Origin of the sequence: Paenibacillus thiaminolyticus (genome assembly GCF_003591545.1) — a bacterium.
GTDB classification, from domain to species: domain Bacteria; phylum Bacillota; class Bacilli; order Paenibacillales; family Paenibacillaceae; genus Paenibacillus_B; species Paenibacillus_B thiaminolyticus_A.
Genome location: NZ_QYZD01000009.1, coordinates 87,757 through 102,177 on the forward strand (window position 1 = coordinate 87,757; position 14,421 = coordinate 102,177).

General features: G+C 54.2%; 17 protein-coding genes and 1 pseudogene. 8 read left to right on the forward strand and 10 right to left on the reverse strand.

Annotated elements, in window-relative coordinates; genetic code table 11:
* From DQX05_RS12215 to DQX05_RS12225, 3 genes are all read left to right on the forward strand, one after another.
* Entirely contained in the window at nucleotides 1–834 is an 834-nt protein-coding gene (locus tag DQX05_RS12215; protein ID WP_119793893.1) for a TIGR02452 family protein, read from the forward strand.
* A 31-nt stretch (nucleotides 835–865) separates the two neighbouring features.
* On the forward strand, nucleotides 866–2,044 hold the full coding sequence (locus tag DQX05_RS12220; protein ID WP_119793894.1) for a DUF4272 domain-containing protein: 1,179 nt from the start codon (nucleotides 866–868) through the stop codon (nucleotides 2,042–2,044).
* 198 nt (nucleotides 2,045–2,242) lie between these two features.
* Nucleotides 2,243–3,079, forward strand: coding sequence for a YitT family protein (locus DQX05_RS12225; protein ID WP_087440351.1), 837 nt, complete (start codon nucleotides 2,243–2,245; stop codon nucleotides 3,077–3,079).
* Here the strand turns inward: DQX05_RS12225 and DQX05_RS12230 are convergent.
* Nucleotides 3,028–3,930, reverse strand: a complete 903-nt coding sequence (locus DQX05_RS12230; RefSeq protein ID WP_119793896.1) for a sulfatase-like hydrolase/transferase — start codon at nucleotides 3,928–3,930, stop codon at nucleotides 3,028–3,030. The genes DQX05_RS12225 and DQX05_RS12230 overlap by 52 nt on opposite strands.
* Before the next feature lie 231 nt (nucleotides 3,931–4,161).
* Between DQX05_RS12230 and DQX05_RS12235 the strand changes: the two genes are divergently transcribed.
* The 3 genes from DQX05_RS12235 to DQX05_RS12245 all read left to right on the forward strand — a co-directional run bounded on the left by DQX05_RS12235 (nucleotide 4,162) and on the right by DQX05_RS12245 (nucleotide 6,536).
* Nucleotides 4,162–4,407, forward strand: a complete 246-nt coding sequence (locus DQX05_RS12235) for a helix-turn-helix domain-containing protein (protein ID WP_119793898.1) — start codon at nucleotides 4,162–4,164, stop codon at nucleotides 4,405–4,407.
* Nucleotides 4,407–4,925, forward strand: coding sequence for a peptide deformylase (gene def / locus DQX05_RS12240; protein WP_119793900.1), 519 nt, complete (start codon nucleotides 4,407–4,409; stop codon nucleotides 4,923–4,925). Before DQX05_RS12235 ends, def begins: the two co-directional genes overlap by 1 nt.
* Nucleotides 4,926–5,114: 189 nt before the next feature.
* Nucleotides 5,115–6,536 (forward strand): alanine/glycine:cation symporter family protein, encoded by a 1,422-nt coding sequence (locus DQX05_RS12245; RefSeq protein ID WP_119793902.1) that lies wholly within the window; start codon nucleotides 5,115–5,117, stop codon nucleotides 6,534–6,536.
* A gap of 279 nt (nucleotides 6,537–6,815) precedes the next feature.
* Here DQX05_RS12245 and DQX05_RS12250 read toward each other — a convergent pair.
* From DQX05_RS12250 to DQX05_RS12275, 6 genes and pseudogenes are all read right to left on the reverse strand, one after another.
* Nucleotides 6,816–6,887 (reverse strand): annotated as a pseudogene (locus DQX05_RS12250) (toxin-antitoxin system HicB family antitoxin); the annotation flags it as partial.
* A gap of 12 nt (nucleotides 6,888–6,899) precedes the next feature.
* Nucleotides 6,900–7,058 carry a hypothetical protein gene (locus DQX05_RS31975; protein ID WP_310735662.1) on the reverse strand — a complete coding sequence of 53 codons (159 nt, stop codon included), beginning with the start codon at nucleotides 7,056–7,058 and terminating at the stop codon, nucleotides 6,900–6,902.
* A 110-nt stretch (nucleotides 7,059–7,168) separates the two neighbouring features.
* Complete coding sequence (locus DQX05_RS12260) at nucleotides 7,169–8,176, reverse strand: FecCD family ABC transporter permease (RefSeq protein ID WP_119793904.1); 1,008 nt, start codon at nucleotides 8,174–8,176, stop codon at nucleotides 7,169–7,171.
* Nucleotides 8,173–9,183, reverse strand: a complete 1,011-nt coding sequence (locus DQX05_RS12265) for a FecCD family ABC transporter permease (protein WP_119793906.1) — start codon at nucleotides 9,181–9,183, stop codon at nucleotides 8,173–8,175. The genes DQX05_RS12260 and DQX05_RS12265 overlap by 4 nt, the downstream gene beginning before the upstream one ends.
* A gap of 81 nt (nucleotides 9,184–9,264) precedes the next feature.
* Complete coding sequence (locus tag DQX05_RS12270) at nucleotides 9,265–10,200, reverse strand: iron-hydroxamate ABC transporter substrate-binding protein (RefSeq protein ID WP_119793907.1); 936 nt, start codon at nucleotides 10,198–10,200, stop codon at nucleotides 9,265–9,267.
* A 19-nt stretch (nucleotides 10,201–10,219) separates the two neighbouring features.
* Nucleotides 10,220–11,008, reverse strand: coding sequence for an ABC transporter ATP-binding protein (locus DQX05_RS12275; RefSeq protein ID WP_119793909.1), 789 nt, complete (start codon nucleotides 11,006–11,008; stop codon nucleotides 10,220–10,222).
* Between the two features lie 191 nt (nucleotides 11,009–11,199).
* Here DQX05_RS12275 and DQX05_RS12280 point away from each other — a divergent pair, with 191 nt between their 5' ends.
* A complete protein-coding gene (locus DQX05_RS12280) occupies nucleotides 11,200–12,249 on the forward strand; it encodes an NAD(P)/FAD-dependent oxidoreductase (protein ID WP_119793911.1) in 1,050 nt (349 codons plus the stop codon).
* Between the two features lie 279 nt (nucleotides 12,250–12,528).
* On the opposite strand, the gene DQX05_RS12285 is transcribed toward DQX05_RS12280, so the two are convergent.
* Nucleotides 12,529–12,849, reverse strand: coding sequence for an MFS transporter (locus tag DQX05_RS12285; RefSeq protein WP_182914720.1), 321 nt, complete (start codon nucleotides 12,847–12,849; stop codon nucleotides 12,529–12,531).
* A 106-nt stretch (nucleotides 12,850–12,955) separates the two neighbouring features.
* A complete protein-coding gene (locus tag DQX05_RS12290) occupies nucleotides 12,956–13,474 on the reverse strand; it encodes a MarR family winged helix-turn-helix transcriptional regulator (protein WP_259391936.1) in 519 nt (172 codons plus the stop codon).
* 266 nt (nucleotides 13,475–13,740) lie between these two features.
* On the opposite strand from DQX05_RS12290, the gene DQX05_RS12295 reads away from it, so the two are divergent.
* Nucleotides 13,741–14,094, forward strand: coding sequence for an MFS transporter (locus tag DQX05_RS12295; RefSeq protein ID WP_182914721.1), 354 nt, complete (start codon nucleotides 13,741–13,743; stop codon nucleotides 14,092–14,094).
* A 99-nt stretch (nucleotides 14,095–14,193) separates the two neighbouring features.
* Here the strand turns inward: DQX05_RS12295 and yedF are convergent, their stop codons facing one another.
* The gene (gene yedF / locus DQX05_RS12300) at nucleotides 14,194–14,421 is read right to left on the reverse strand and encodes a sulfurtransferase-like selenium metabolism protein YedF (protein WP_087440365.1); all 228 of its coding nucleotides are present in this window, start codon (nucleotides 14,419–14,421) and stop codon (nucleotides 14,194–14,196) included.

Here is a 14,421-nt window from a genome sequence, read left to right on the forward strand (position 1 = left end):
ATGAAACGAAAGGGAATCGCACAAGATACGCTGCGCTATATGCAGCAAGGATATTATGAAATGAACGGGCGGCGGGTCGATTTCGCCGCGGCGCAGCACGATTCGGAGGACCGCAGCGTGCTTATTACGCCGGAACAGGGGGCCGAACTGGTGCGGAACTGTATGCCGCCTTCCGCAGGGAAGCTGGCGGAGCACACGGTAGCCAACGAGGCGACGGTACAGGCGATTCTTGATTTCGCTCGGGCCGGCACCGAGCGGGTCGGCGTGCTCAACTTCGCCAGCGCCAAAAATCCGGGAGGCGGCTTCCTGAACGGGGCGATGGCGCAGGAGGAGAGCCTCGCCGCATCAAGCGGCCTGTACGCTACGCAAGTGCGCCATGAGGGCTACTATCGGGCCAACCGCGCATGCAAATCGATGATGTATACCGACCATGCCATCTATTCGCCGGATGTGGTGTTTTTCCGCGATAAGCGGTTCGAGCTGCTGGAGCAGCCGGTGACCGCCTCGGTGTTGACGCTGCCGGCAGTCAATTACGGGCAGGTGCTGCTGAAGGGCGAGGACCCGGAACAGGCGAAGCGGGTCATGCAAGAACGCATGCGTCTGGCGCTGGCCATCTTCGCCAACCGGGGGGACCGCAATCTTGTCTTGGGCGCATATGGCTGCGGGGTGTTCCGCAATGATCCGGAGCTGGTCGCCGGTTGGTGGCATGAGCTGCTCCTGAAGGAAGGCTACGGCAGGTTCTTCGAGCGAATTGTGTACGCCGTGCTCGACCGATCCAAGGACGGGACATGCATTCGTGCGTTTGACAGCCGCTTCGGGAGTCAAGTAGGCTAGCAATATATGTATTCCGGGGAGGTCGTGGAGTTTGAAGTATTTCACCATATTTGCTTCCAGGAACGATATCGATGATATCGGGGATAAGATAGCGGACGTGTTCGCGACAGGCTACCAGATCGAACAAGCCGGCAATGAGTATGTCATCCAATCCAATTCGCTGTTCCAAAAGCACAAGCTGACGATTCGAGTCTCGACCGAGGATACAACAAATCCCGATTATTTCGAAGCCAATATACCCGGGATGCTGGGCTTTTATAATCGTATTCCTTTCGCCGACAAGAATCGGAAGGAACTGGTCCTTACGCAAATATCCGTCTTCAATACGCTGCTTGCGATCGAAGCGGAGAAGGAGCTGAACGAAGGCCAACTGCAATTGTGCACGGCGCTGCTGGCCGCCATCGAAGGCATCGGATTCCTGCAGGACGGGACGCTGCTCGATAGCGACGGACAAGTGATTGTCCACCCCGACGGAACGTCGGGACCGGCCGACTTCTCTCCCCGGGCCTGCACCAATAAAGTGATGGGGCAGGAGATGACTTCCGAGGAAGGCGAGCGAAGAAAGCGCGCGTCCATCGCCTATATCCAGGAGCGCGGCATTCCGCATCTGGAGACCTTGCCTCTGCTCCCGCCCGCAGCGGCATGTCTGTGGAAGCCGCAAGAAGATATTGCGAGAAGAGCGGTTGCTCTGTTAATTGTGATCCAATACGCTTGCGATGCGGCCCAAGGCGGAGATCTGGAAGAATCGAAGGACTTCGTGATGCGCATGCTGCGCAAATTCGAGGTGGAGGACCAATTGACGGAGAAGGAGCGCAAGCTGCTGCAGGATGCCGAACCGGTGGAGCAAGAGGCGGTCAATATTGTGTGGCAGTACGAAGCGTACTGGACGCTTATCTGGGCGCTCGGTCTGGTGGAATCGCTCGACTTCCCCGATCATATTTGTGACTGCGAGTATGCGATTGAGGCGGTGTCCAGATGCGAATCGTTCGAGGAATTCTATGGGAAGACCGTTCTGCGCAGCCGGGAGGAGATCTTGGATGAAGCCGACCAAATCTACCGGCTGCATTGGGCATGCGTCGATAGCCGGATCCATGGGAAGGAAGCCCCGGCCGGCATGAACGAAAGCATCGTCATGGAGAGACGCAGGGGATTGTTCTGGATGGTCGGCTGCGATGAGGAAGATTGGGATCATATCCCGATGGATACATAGACCGCGGAATCATATCATGATGAATGGAATTATCGCATAGAGATACAACAAGAGCACCGGCGCTAAGTCAGGTGCTTTTTTGCTGCGGATCGCATACCGGACTCCCTTTTTTTGATAAAATATACGGATACGGGCTTGCGCGCGTACATCAGAATAGCTGCCATAATCACTACAAGCGTTACGGGAAAGGATCATATTATGAAAAAACGTTGCATCGACATTTTTGTCATTATGGCGGGGGCATTGATTTTTGCTCTGGCCATCAATGTGTTCGTCATTCCGAACGAGCTCGGCGAAGGCGGGGTGACGGGGGTCACCATCATACTGTACTACCTGTTCCAATGGTCTCCGGGGCTCGTCAGCTTCATTTTGAACTCCATTTTGTTAATCGTCGGTTACAAATTTCTGGACAAAAATACGACCGTATATACGATCATCGCCGTCGTCTTCAACTCGCTGTTCCTGCATCTGACCCAGGATTGGCGCATTGAATCGAATGAGCTGATCATTAACACGATATTCGGGGGAATCTTTACGGGCGTAGGGATCGGCTTAATAATCAGAGTCGGCGGAACGACCGCGGGAACGACCATTTTAGCCCGCATCATGAATAAATATCTGGACTGGAACGTGAGCTATGCTCTGTTATTCTTTGATCTGATCGTCGCCTTCTCCTCCTATTTCATTATTGGCGCGGAGAGTCTGATGTTCACCATTGTGATGCTCTATATCGGGACGAAGGTGATGGATTTCATCATTGAAGGCGTCAACCCGAAGAAGGCCGTTACGATCGTGTCCAAGGAGCATGACAAGATCGCAGAGCAGGTCAATGTCGTCATGGATCGGGGAGTTACCGTCTTATACGGTCATGGGCATTATACGAAAATGCCGAAGGAGATTCTGTATATTGTCATCAGCAAGCAAGAAGTGAGCACGCTCAAAAAGATCGTAAAAGCGATTGATAAAGACGCCTTCATTACGATTCATGATGTGCGAGACGTGTTCGGCGAAGGGTTCGTCGATATCTCGAAATAACCCGTTCGGGCACGAAAATATCCCCATCCTCCATCCCCGTAGGGAGGAGATGGAGATGGCAGCGGCTGCGTCTTTACCTGAGTAACCCAACGGGGTTGTCCGCAAGCCGGGTTTCCCACGGGTTGGGAGATCACATCTTTTTGTCCAGGCAGGTTCCAAAATTGGGTGTTATCGAAATAGCGGGACAGCTTCCAGAGCTCTGTGCTGCCATTGCGATCCAGGGTGGCCATGACGGTCTCGACATGGTTCGGTTGACGAACTGACGGATAAGGCATACCGAGCGGATTCGCCTGATGCTGGCCTCGAGTCACGTCATCATCGGTCATGAAATAAATCGGTTCATCGGGCAGCGAAGGGCGGCTCTGTCCCGTAATCAACGGAGCGAGATTCCGTCCCACCAGGGGGCGGGCTTCGCTGAATCGGCCGTGGAGCCGCCCTCTAATCTCCTCGGTATCTATATTTGACAGCCCGAGCAGGGTAGGCAGGAGATCCGCACTGCTCGTGAGCATATCCGTGTGCTGCGGCTGCGGGAAAAGACCCCGATGATGAATGACGAATGGGACGTGAATGACCTCCTCGTAGGCACAGTACCATTTTTGATGCAGATTGCCATGCGCCCCCAGCAATTCGCCATGATCGGATGTAAAGATGACAATCGTATTATCGTAAAAGGAAGAACGGGTCAGCGCTTCACAGACCTTCATCATTTGCCGATCCGCATTTTCATATTCAGGCGGGTATCGCTCCTCATCCACAAGAAAGACAAGGAAGTTCGGGCGGGCACAAACAATGCCGCGAGGTTGGCGGATGATCCTGCATGACATCACATCCCATATGCATTCTTTCTTCATAGACTATGCCGCCTGGTTCTTGGATAGTCGCCTTACCGGCCACTCTCGCCTGTGACACATCGATCCGGGTTGTCGGGCTGCGAAGGGGCAGACAGATTCCTCGCCGGAAAATGATTTTTTTGTCTTTTCAGGATATTTTCAGGTGACATTTTGCGTTCTATCGCATATATTAGGTAATACCTAATAAATTTAGCCGACAGCTAAATTTCCGGAAACAGGAGGATCATTCATATGCTCGTATGGATGCTGCGCAAGGTGATGGCGGAGAGGGGAATATGGTCGGGGGCGGCACTGTCCCGCTTGCTGCGTGAAAGAGCGAATTATATTTTGTCCGCGCCATCGATTAGCGCATTGATGAACGGACAACCGCGGCAAATGAAGGCCGAGACGCTAGACGCCTTGTGCACGGCTCTGGAATGCACGCCGAATGATTTGTGGGTGCATACGCCACCAATGAAGGAGAAAGGAGTAAAGTGATGGCAGAACGCGCGATATTGCCTTTTGGGGACCCGATTCTGCGCAAGGTTGCCAAGCCCGTGGATGCGATGACGCCGCGAATCATCAAGCTGCTGGATGATATGGTGGATACGCTGTATGCCAGCGAAGGACGCGCCGGCCTCGCCGCCCCGCAGGTCGGGGTCCTGCGCAGAGTGATCGTGATGGATTGCGGTGAAGGCTTAATCGAGCTGATCAATCCCGAGATCGTGGAATTAAGCGGGGAACAGGATGGACCGGAAGCCTGTTTATCGTTACCCGGTTATTACGGACATGTGAAGAGAGCGAATGCGGTCACCGTGACCAGTCTGGACCGGGAAGGGAAGTCCTTCACGCTGAAGGGGGAAGGGTACCTTGCGCGCTGCATTCAGCATGAGATTGATCATTTGAATGGCGTGCTGTTCGTGGACCATGTGAAGGACAGATGGCTGTATCACGAGAAGACGAAGCAAAAAATAGCGTTGCTAGATGTGATTCGATTAACCAATCAAGGGTCATAGAGTACCAATTAATAGTTTTTATTTACATATTATTATCGTGAATGTATAATAAGTGAAACATTTTTATACGGTAATCCCTAGGATTCTACCACCCGAACAGATCTATTTTGGGCCGCCCCTCATATCACGTTTCCAGTAGCTTCATGCGGTTGATGACATTTGACGAACACAAGGAAGGTGGATAGAATTTTGGAGTTTATTTACGATTTTATTTCTTTTAACAATACGATATGGTCTTATGTACTGATTGTTATTCTGGTTGTGGCAGGCTTGTACTTCACGTTCAGAACGAAGTTCGTCCAATTTAGAATGGTGGGCGAGATGGTTCGCTTATTGGGAGAAGGCGCAGGCAGCTCCAAAGACGGTCAAGGCGGGATATCCTCGTTTGGCGCTTTTTGCCTCAGCGCGGCTTCCCGGGTAGGCACGGGGAACCTGGCGGGGGTTGCGCTCGCGATTGCAGCGGGTGGACCGGGTGCCGTCTTCTGGATGTGGATTATCGCCTTGATTGGAGCGGCAACTGGGTTTATTGAATCGACACTGGCGCAGATCTATAAGGTGAAGGACAAAGGCGGCTTCCGCGGAGGGCCTGCCTATTATATGGAGAAGGGGCTGAACAAACGCTGGATGGGCGTGCTGTTCGCCGTTCTCATCACTATATGCTACGGCTTTGTGTTTAACTCGGTGCAAGCGAACACGATCTCCCTAGCCTTGGAGAGCGCCTATGGCCTGGATCGCTTCTGGGTCGGCGTCGGTGTCGCTGCCCTCACTGCGTTTGTCATTTTTGGCGGCGTACAGCGAATCGTGAAGGCTTCTGAGTACTTGGTTCCCGTGATGGCGGGCGGTTATGTACTTCTTGCCCTTTACATTGTCATTACCAATATATCGGAGCTTCCTGCGGTGATGGGACTCATCGTACGGAACGCATTTGGATTTGAGCAAGTAGCCGGCGGCGGATTGGGCGCTGCACTGATGATGGGGATTAAGCGGGGGCTGTTCTCCAATGAAGCGGGAATGGGTAGCGTCCCGAATGCCGCAGCCGCAGCCGACGTTACGCATCCAGTGAAGCAAGGTTTGGTGCAGGCCCTTGGCGTCTTTGTGGACACGCTGCTGGTATGTAGCGCGACCGCTTTTATCGTACTGTTCTCCAGCGCGTACGGTACGGAAGGGCTGACGGGAATCGAGCTTGTGCAAGCCGCGTTGTCCACTCATACCGGCAATTGGGCCGTTAGCTTCGTTGCGGTTGCCGTATTTCTTTTTGCGTTCACCTCGGTCGTCGGCAACTATTATTATGGGGAGACGAATATCGAGTTTATTAAAAAGAGTAAAAAGTGGCTGTTCATTTATCGTCTTGCCGTGGTGGGCATGGTTCTGTTCGGGTCCGTGGCCAAGGTCGGGATCGTATGGGATTTGGCCGACCTGTTCATGGCGTTCATGGCCATTACGAACCTGATTGCCATTGTGCTGCTGGGCCGAGTCGCCTTCGATGCGCTGAAGGATTACCGGGAGCAGAAGCGCCAGGGTAAAAATCCGGTCTTCCATCTCTCGAATTTCAAATCGCTTCGCAATGTCGAATGCTGGGGAGAGCCGGCCGAACAACCTGATCTCAAATAAGGTTCATCTTGCAAGTTGAAGAGGCGGAGCCGCAGATGCGAGGCTCCGTCTTTTTGCTGCCTACGTTCCCAGGAGCGTTTGTTTTGATTTCCATCGTATGGTTAGGCTCGTTTAAACGCATGCCCCCACCCCTCCGCTATTAAGTCCCCAACCCAAACTTTTCTTTTGTCCACAGAATTGTGCCCTTAACAAACCCTGCCTCGTGTAGTAATAGCAAATTATAAGCTATTAACTGACGTTGAAGGATTTCCCTGCAATAAAAACCAAGCCGCTGAATAATCAGCGACTTAGTTTGTAAAGCACGTATTGATTTAAGGATACACCTTCCCGTTCCGCCTGCTCCGCCAGCTGCCGATGGAATGGCTACGACATCCCGGAGCCGGCTGCACATGATTCGTACAGTGGCAGGTTCAATGTGCGCCTGCCGAAAAGCTGCCCATCCGTCCACCGCAGCACCTCGCCTATCGAATGGCGGATAATCAGATCGGCTGCTCCATCCGCAGGGGTCGGCTCCCGGTTCACAATGACCAGCCGGGCGCCGCGCTCCTTGCGGCTTCCGCATCAGTAAGCGTCCGATCGCACGCAAAGAATCCCCTGAGCATCCGAACACAAGGGATTTTTGGGTTGAGCAGCTACTTCTTCAGCAGCAAATAGATGAAGTATGGCGCGCCGATGAAGGCGACCATGATGCCTGCCGCGATGCCGTCGGGATCCGCCAGCTGGCGGCCGATCGTATCGGCAAGCAGCAGTAGCCAGCCGCCCATCAGAATGGCGACGGGGAGGAAGAGCTGATGCCGCGGGCCGACCATCGCTTTGGCGATATGGGGCGCCATCAGGCCGATGAAGGCGATGCCGCCGGTGACAGAGACCGCCGAAGCGGCCAGCGCGACTGCGGTGAACAGCAGGATGAGCCGCTCCTTGTTCAGCGGCATGCCGAGCCCGATGGCGACAGGCTCGCTAAGGGCGAGCACATTCAGGCGGTTCGCCTTGTACAGCGTGAACGGGATCAGGATGATCAGCCAGGGGAGAAGCGCCCCGATGAACGGCCAGTCCGTTCCCCATATGTTCCCCGCGAGCCATTTGGCGATAAAGTCGACCTTGGCGCGTTCCGCCGACGAGATCAGGACGATCATAACCCCGGACAGCGCCATGGAGAAGCCGACACCGGTCAGGACGAGCCGAATTGGCTGCAAGCCTTGCTGTCTCTTGTAAGAGAACAGATAGATGCAGCACGCGGTAAGCAGCGCGCCCGCGAACGCGACCAGCGGGAGCATGTATACGAACGAGCCGGCATTCACCGGAAAGAATAAAAAGAACACGGCCACACCAACACCGGCACCCGAGTTGATGCCGATAATGCCCGGATCGGCCAGATCATTGCGGGTGATGCCTTGCAGTATCGCACCGGACAGCGCCAGACCCATCCCGGCCAGCAGCGTGATGAGAATGCGCGGCAGACGAACGGAAAATAAGACAAACTCCTCCTTGAAGCTGCCTTGCCCGAGAATCGTCGGGATCAATCTGTCGTAAGACAGGGAGGCATAGCCCATCCCCATGCCGATAACGATCGTGATCACGATAAGGGCCAGCAGGCTGGATACGATGAGGCGCTGTCTGATTCGGAGTGCAGGTTCGATCATGAGAATGCCTTCCCTCCCTTATGTACGATGAACAGGAAGAAGGGCAGGCCGACGATGGCGACAATCGCCGCGACCGGCGTCTCATACGGCGCATGGATGGTTCGTCCCAACGTGTCGGCGAGCAGCATGAAGGATGCGCCCATAATGGCCGACATTGGCAGCACATAGCGGTAATCGGTCCCGACGACGGCACGCACGATATGAGGGATCATCAGGCCGATGAAGGTCAGATTGCCGACCAGAGCGACGGAGGCTCCGGCGAGCAAGACGATGACGACGAACAAGAGCGCCTTGATGCGGTTCGTCTTCTGCCCCAGTCCGACCGCCACCTGCTCATTCAAGCTAAGAATGGTAAGCTGTCTGGCCAGCAGCAGGGCAATGACAATGCCGAGGGCAATGAACGGCCCCACCGCTTGCAGCTGTATCCAAGACATGCCGATCAAGCCGCCGGCGGTCCACATCGACACATCCTTCGCTATTTTAAAATAAAGGGCTACTCCTTCGGCGATCGCATACAGCAGCGCGGAGACGGCCGCGCCGGCCAGCACCATCCGCAGCGGGGAGAAGCCGCCCCTGCGCAGGGCGCCGATCCCGAACACCATCCCGGCGCCTGCCGCCGCTCCGAGGAAGCAAGCCGCCACCATCGTCAAGTATCCGGCTCCCGGGAGGAGCGCGATGGCGATGGCCAAGGCGGCATTAGCGCCCGACGTAAGCCCGAGCAGTCCAGGATCGGCCAGCGGATTCCTCGTCATGCCCTGCATAATGGCGCCGGCTACGGCCAAGGCCGCTCCGACGGCCGCCGCCGCAATCTCCCGCGGCAGCCGGATCTCCCGGATCAGCGCAATATGCTCATCCGTGGCGCGGGACGTCAGGGCCAGCCAGACATCCTTCAGTGTTGTGTCGGCTGCGCCGAACCGCATAGCGACGAGGAACGTGGAGGCGAAGAACAGCAATCCGGCCAGCCATTTGTACGTAAAGGGGGAGGAGCGTTTCGTTTCCTTCATCATTGATCTCTCATCTTTTCTGTAATAGATTCACGGCAATAGATACACGGCAATAGATTCTCGGAACAAAGCCCTTTTCTCGCATTATTGTCCAAGGAAGCTCTTGCGGAAGAAGTCCAGTTGGAAATCAAGCGTTAACGGGTCATTGAAGTAGAATTCCTTCGCATTGACCTCGAACAGCCGGTTGTTCTTCACCGCAGGAATATTTTTATACGTATCCGTGTTCTGGAATGAATTGTCGGCATCGCCGTTCTTGCTCAGGATGACATAGTCGCCCGCAAAGTCGGGCAGCACTTCCAGCGACACGGCATAATAACCGTCCTTGAGCGCCATTTCCTTAACCTTGTCCGGCATATTCAGATGCATTGCCTGGTACAGGATCTCGGTGCCGCGTCCCCAGTTATCGCCGAAGACGTAGATCTGCTTGTCGAACTTCTCCAGAACTGAGACGGTGGCATCCTTGCCGATCTTTGCCTGAATCTCTTCGCCGGCTTGCTGCGTCCGCTTCTTGAAATCGTCCACCCAGTCCTGCGCTTCCTTCTCCTTGTTCAGCACCTTGCCAATTTCGGTATGCTGGGTCAAATAATCCACTTTGCCATACGTGAAGGTGACAGTAGGAGCAATTTGCTTCAATTTATCGATATTTTTGATGTTGGACAGACCGATGATAAGATCGGGCTGCATCTCGATGATTTTCTCCAGGTTCTCATCGGACACTTCCTGGACGTCCTTCAATTTCTCTTCGAAGCGCGGATTCATTTTCGACCAGGAGTCCACGCCGACAAGATTGACGTCCAGGGCCATAACATTGCCCGCGAAGGTGGACAAGACGACCACGCGCTCCGGATGAGCGGGCACCTCGACGGGTCCGTTCTCCGATTGATACGTAATCGTGCTTGAGCCGTTTGTCTCCGGTTGAGCGTCTGCGGCGCCGGGGCCGCCGTTGTTATTTGATCCGTTGCCGCAGGCGGTAGCCAGCAGCAGGCAGAGCAGAATAAACGGGATAATTGCTTTTTTCATCTTAAATGTTCTCCTTCTTCTACACGGTAGCCAGGTTATAGGTGACGCACATCGGCTTGTCGGTTCGCGGATCGCGGCCGATCTCGGCATCGATATGGAACACTTGCTTCAGCACGTCGTGGTGCATGACCTCTTCGCAGTCTCCGGCCTTGACGATATGCCCGTCCTTCATCGCAATCATGTAGTCGGCGAAGCGGGCCGCTTGATTCAAGTCATGAAGCACCATGACAATCGTGCGCTCTTGCTCGTGGTTCAATTTCTGCAGCAACTCCAGCACTTCCAGCTGGTGCGCCATATCGAGATAGGTGGTCGGCTCATCGAGGAAAATGATATCCGTCTCCTGCGCCAAGGCCATCGCAATCCAGACGCGCTGGCGCTGGCCGCCGGAGAGCGCATCGACCGTGCGGTGCTTGAACTCCTTCGTGCCGGTGACCTCCAGCGCCCAGTCGATGACGTCGAGGTCTTTTTTGGTCAGGCGCCCGAACCCTTTCTGATATGGGAAGCGGCCATAGGAGACCAGCTCTCCGACCGTCAATCCGCTCGCGCTTTCCGGGGATTGGGGGAGTATCGCCATCTTCTTCGCCAGCAGCTTCGTATTCTCGCTTGCGATATTTTTGCCGTCCAGAATGACGGAGCCCGATTGATGGGAAATGATGCGGGTGATCGCTTTCAGCAAGGTTGATTTCCCGCAGCCGTTCGAGCCGATAATGGTGGTAATTTTTTTGTCGGGAATCGTGACGCTCAGATTTTTCACAATGAGACGTTCACCATAGCCAATATTTAAGGCTTCGGTATATAGGCGAGCCATGATGCAACCTCCATAGAATAAAATAGAATAATTATTGATAATGATTATCAGCGTCGAGTATGATCTTACTATAGTTTGCCTTCTTTTCAACTGTCAATAGTTTTCGCTTGTATTGGGTAGGCAAGATCTGTATACTACTGGTTGATAATGATAATCAATTGCAATTAGAATACGATGCGGGAGTGAGCGGATTGACGCAGCACGAATGCTTTGATGTAACGATAATTGGCGGAGGCCCGGCAGGACTGTTCTCGGCCTTCTATAGCGGTTTGCGAGAGATGAAGACGAAGCTAATCGAGTACCAGCCCCGTCTGGGCGGCAAGGTCCATGTCTACCCGGAGAAAATGATCTGGGATGTCGGCGGGGTGACGCCAGTTCCCGGGGCTCAATTAATTGAGCAGATGGTGAAGCAAGGGTTAACCTTCGATCCGGAAGTGGTGCTGAATGAGAAGATCGTATCCATTTCCAAAAATGAAGACGGCCTGTTCGTGCTTCATGCGGCTTCCGGCAGACAGCATTATTCGAAGACGGTCATCGCTGCGATCGGCGGCGGGATCCTCACTCCGCAGAAGCTGGAGATCGAAGGTGCCGAACGGTTCGAGGTATCAAATCTGAATTATACGGTCAAGTCACTACGGCATTTCAAGGGTAAGACGGTCATCATCTCGGGCGGCGGGAACGCGGCGATCGATTGGGCCAATGAGTTGGAGCCTATCGCGAAGAAGGTATACCTAACCTATCGCAAGGAAGAGCTGTCAGGTCATGAAGCGCAGGTGACCCAATTGAAGAACAGCTCCGTGGAATGCTATTTCAATACGACGATTACGAAGCTGATTGCCAGCGCCAATCATGAAGTAATCGAGCGTGTGGAGCTGACCAACCACTCGACTGGAGAGGTGACGGGCCTAGCCATCGATGAAGTGATCATCAATCATGGCTATGAGCGGGATAATGCCTTGCTCGGCAATAGCGAACTGAACATTGAGATGGTGGACAATTTCTATGTCAAAGGCAATGCGAACAGCGAGTCCTCCATTCCCGGCTTGTATGCGGCAGGCGATATTTTGCATCATGAAGGCAAGCTGCATCTGATCGCGGGCGCCTTCCAGGATGCGGCCAACGCGGTGAACAAGGCGAAGCAATTTATTCAGCCGGATGCGAATGGCTACGGGATGGTCTCTTCGCACAACGACTTGTTCAAGCAGCGCAATCGCGAGCTGGTGAAGCAGATGATTAACTAATCCCCATTCGGGAATGTGAAAAAGGGGGTGTCCCAAAAGTAGTTTCACTACAGTGAGACAGCCCCCCCCTGATTTTCAAAGCTCGACTCGCCGAAAAACTGCAATAATACATCTTTTCCTTTTTGACGTGTACTCCGTTACAGGGAATCCTGCAAAAGGGCACCAATTTCTGACTATCCAATCGATAAAAGACAAAAATCGATGAACATCATGTACTTTTGCAGGAATTTCATCAAATAGCGACTTAAAAAGTAGAAATTGATGCATCCACGCAGCATTTCACTGCTTCATCCAACTTCCACCGGTTTGCGCGCCGCCCATGATTCGTCCCCGGTTCGTTTTGTCCGACAGCTCAATACTCGTGAAATAGCCCCCAAGACGCAGAAAGCTCCATGCGAGCCCCCCCCACACTGAGCGTATCAGTATTAAGAGCCAGAAGCTCCCTGCCAACCCGTACGATGCCGTCGTCACGGAGGCAAGCAATACGGCAAGCAGGATGCCCGCCCGCTTGGACATTTTGCGGTAGAGCCAGCCAATCAGCGGGTTGAGCGGAAGCCGCACCAGCCGATTGACCGACAGCAGAATGCCAACCTCCCACAAGGAGGACAGCCCGAACTCCTGTCACCGAATCGGCATCACGACATAGAGCATCAAGTTCCCGAGCAGACATACCGCCGTAATCAGCGAAATAATGATGCCCGGCTGCTTATGATTGACCGTCGTCATGCGTGCAGGCGCCTCCTTCTGCAGGCAATAAGGCAGGATGAATGCTCAAGCCATCGTCAATGCCGGGATCGTCACCCATCCGCAGGGAATGGTTCAGCTTTACGAGCAAATGATGCAGGGTATGACATTCCTCTGGAGACCATTCCTGCAAAAAACGGGTCAGCCGTTCCACCCGAATCCGCTTCGTGCGTTCAAGCTCGTGCATGCCCGATTCCGTAATCTCGAGAAAACTGGAGCGGCCATCTGTCGGATCAGGCAGACGCCGGATATATCCCTTGGCTTCCAGTCCCGCGGTCTGACGGCTAATCGTGGAGATATCGAGCCGGAAATGATCGGCCAGCGCTTTGACGCCGAGCGGGCCGCGGGTAGACAGCTCATGCAGGAGCAGATAGGCGGAGCGTTCCAAAATTCTCAGTTTTTTATCAATACCTGAGGAAGTGGCGTGGCGAACGAGTGTGGAGAGCTGAAAGTAGATCTCGGCCAGTTGCTTCTCTTCCATCGGTTTCTCACCCTTTCGCATGCAAGCTTCTACCTGTTACTTTACTTGATTCATACAACCGAATTCAACACGTTTCTCGAAGGGGATATTGACAGGGTGCTAAGAAGTTGTGTACTACAAGTAGACTATAGTTGCATTATACAACTAGATTGGCCGTTACCAAACGCTTGGCAGAAGGACGGTTTTTTTTGTGCCTGCCGATCAGGCAGGGAGCGCAGGATGGACCGTCTGGTCCGTTCAACATGAGGATGGAGGTTGGAGAGTTGATGTCTTCTGCGACTCAATATGAGGAGTTGAAGAAGCGATCCGGTACGTTCAACCAGCCGCTGTCCGTATGGGTCGTTGCTTTTACTTGTGTGATTTCATTTATGGGGATTGGGGTGAATACGACGGCCTTCATGGAATCGGCGCCGGTCGAACGGCCGGTCGCCTCCGCTGCCTACAGCTTCGTCCGGTTCATGGGGGGCGCCGTCTCCCCTTGGCTCGCCGGGAAGCTGGCCGAATGGTTCAATCCGATGGTGCTGTTCGTGTTCGGCGCCTCCATGGTGCTGCTCGGCGTGCTGTTCCTGGCCGCCAGACGGAAGCATCTGGCCGGCATCGATTCCGCCATCTCGCATTGATGGCCTCATAGGACACGATAAGGGCGCACCGCCAAGCGGTGCGCCCTTCCTGTCGTCGGCCCGGCTGCACTCGCTGCAGGCCGGCTCTCCCGATGCCAATTAAGCGGTAATATAGAACGTGAACTCTTGACCGTTCCGCACAGGCTCCTGAGCCATCGTGTAGCCGTGCTTGACGACTTCCTCCGGCACGTTGCGGAAGGCGGCCGGACAGTCGGCGATGACTTGCAGCAGTTGGCCTTTCTTCATCCCTTGCAGCGTCTCCAGCGTGTAAATCACCGGATACGGGCATGGTTCTCCTCGCAGATCCAACGTGAAATCGACAGTCAT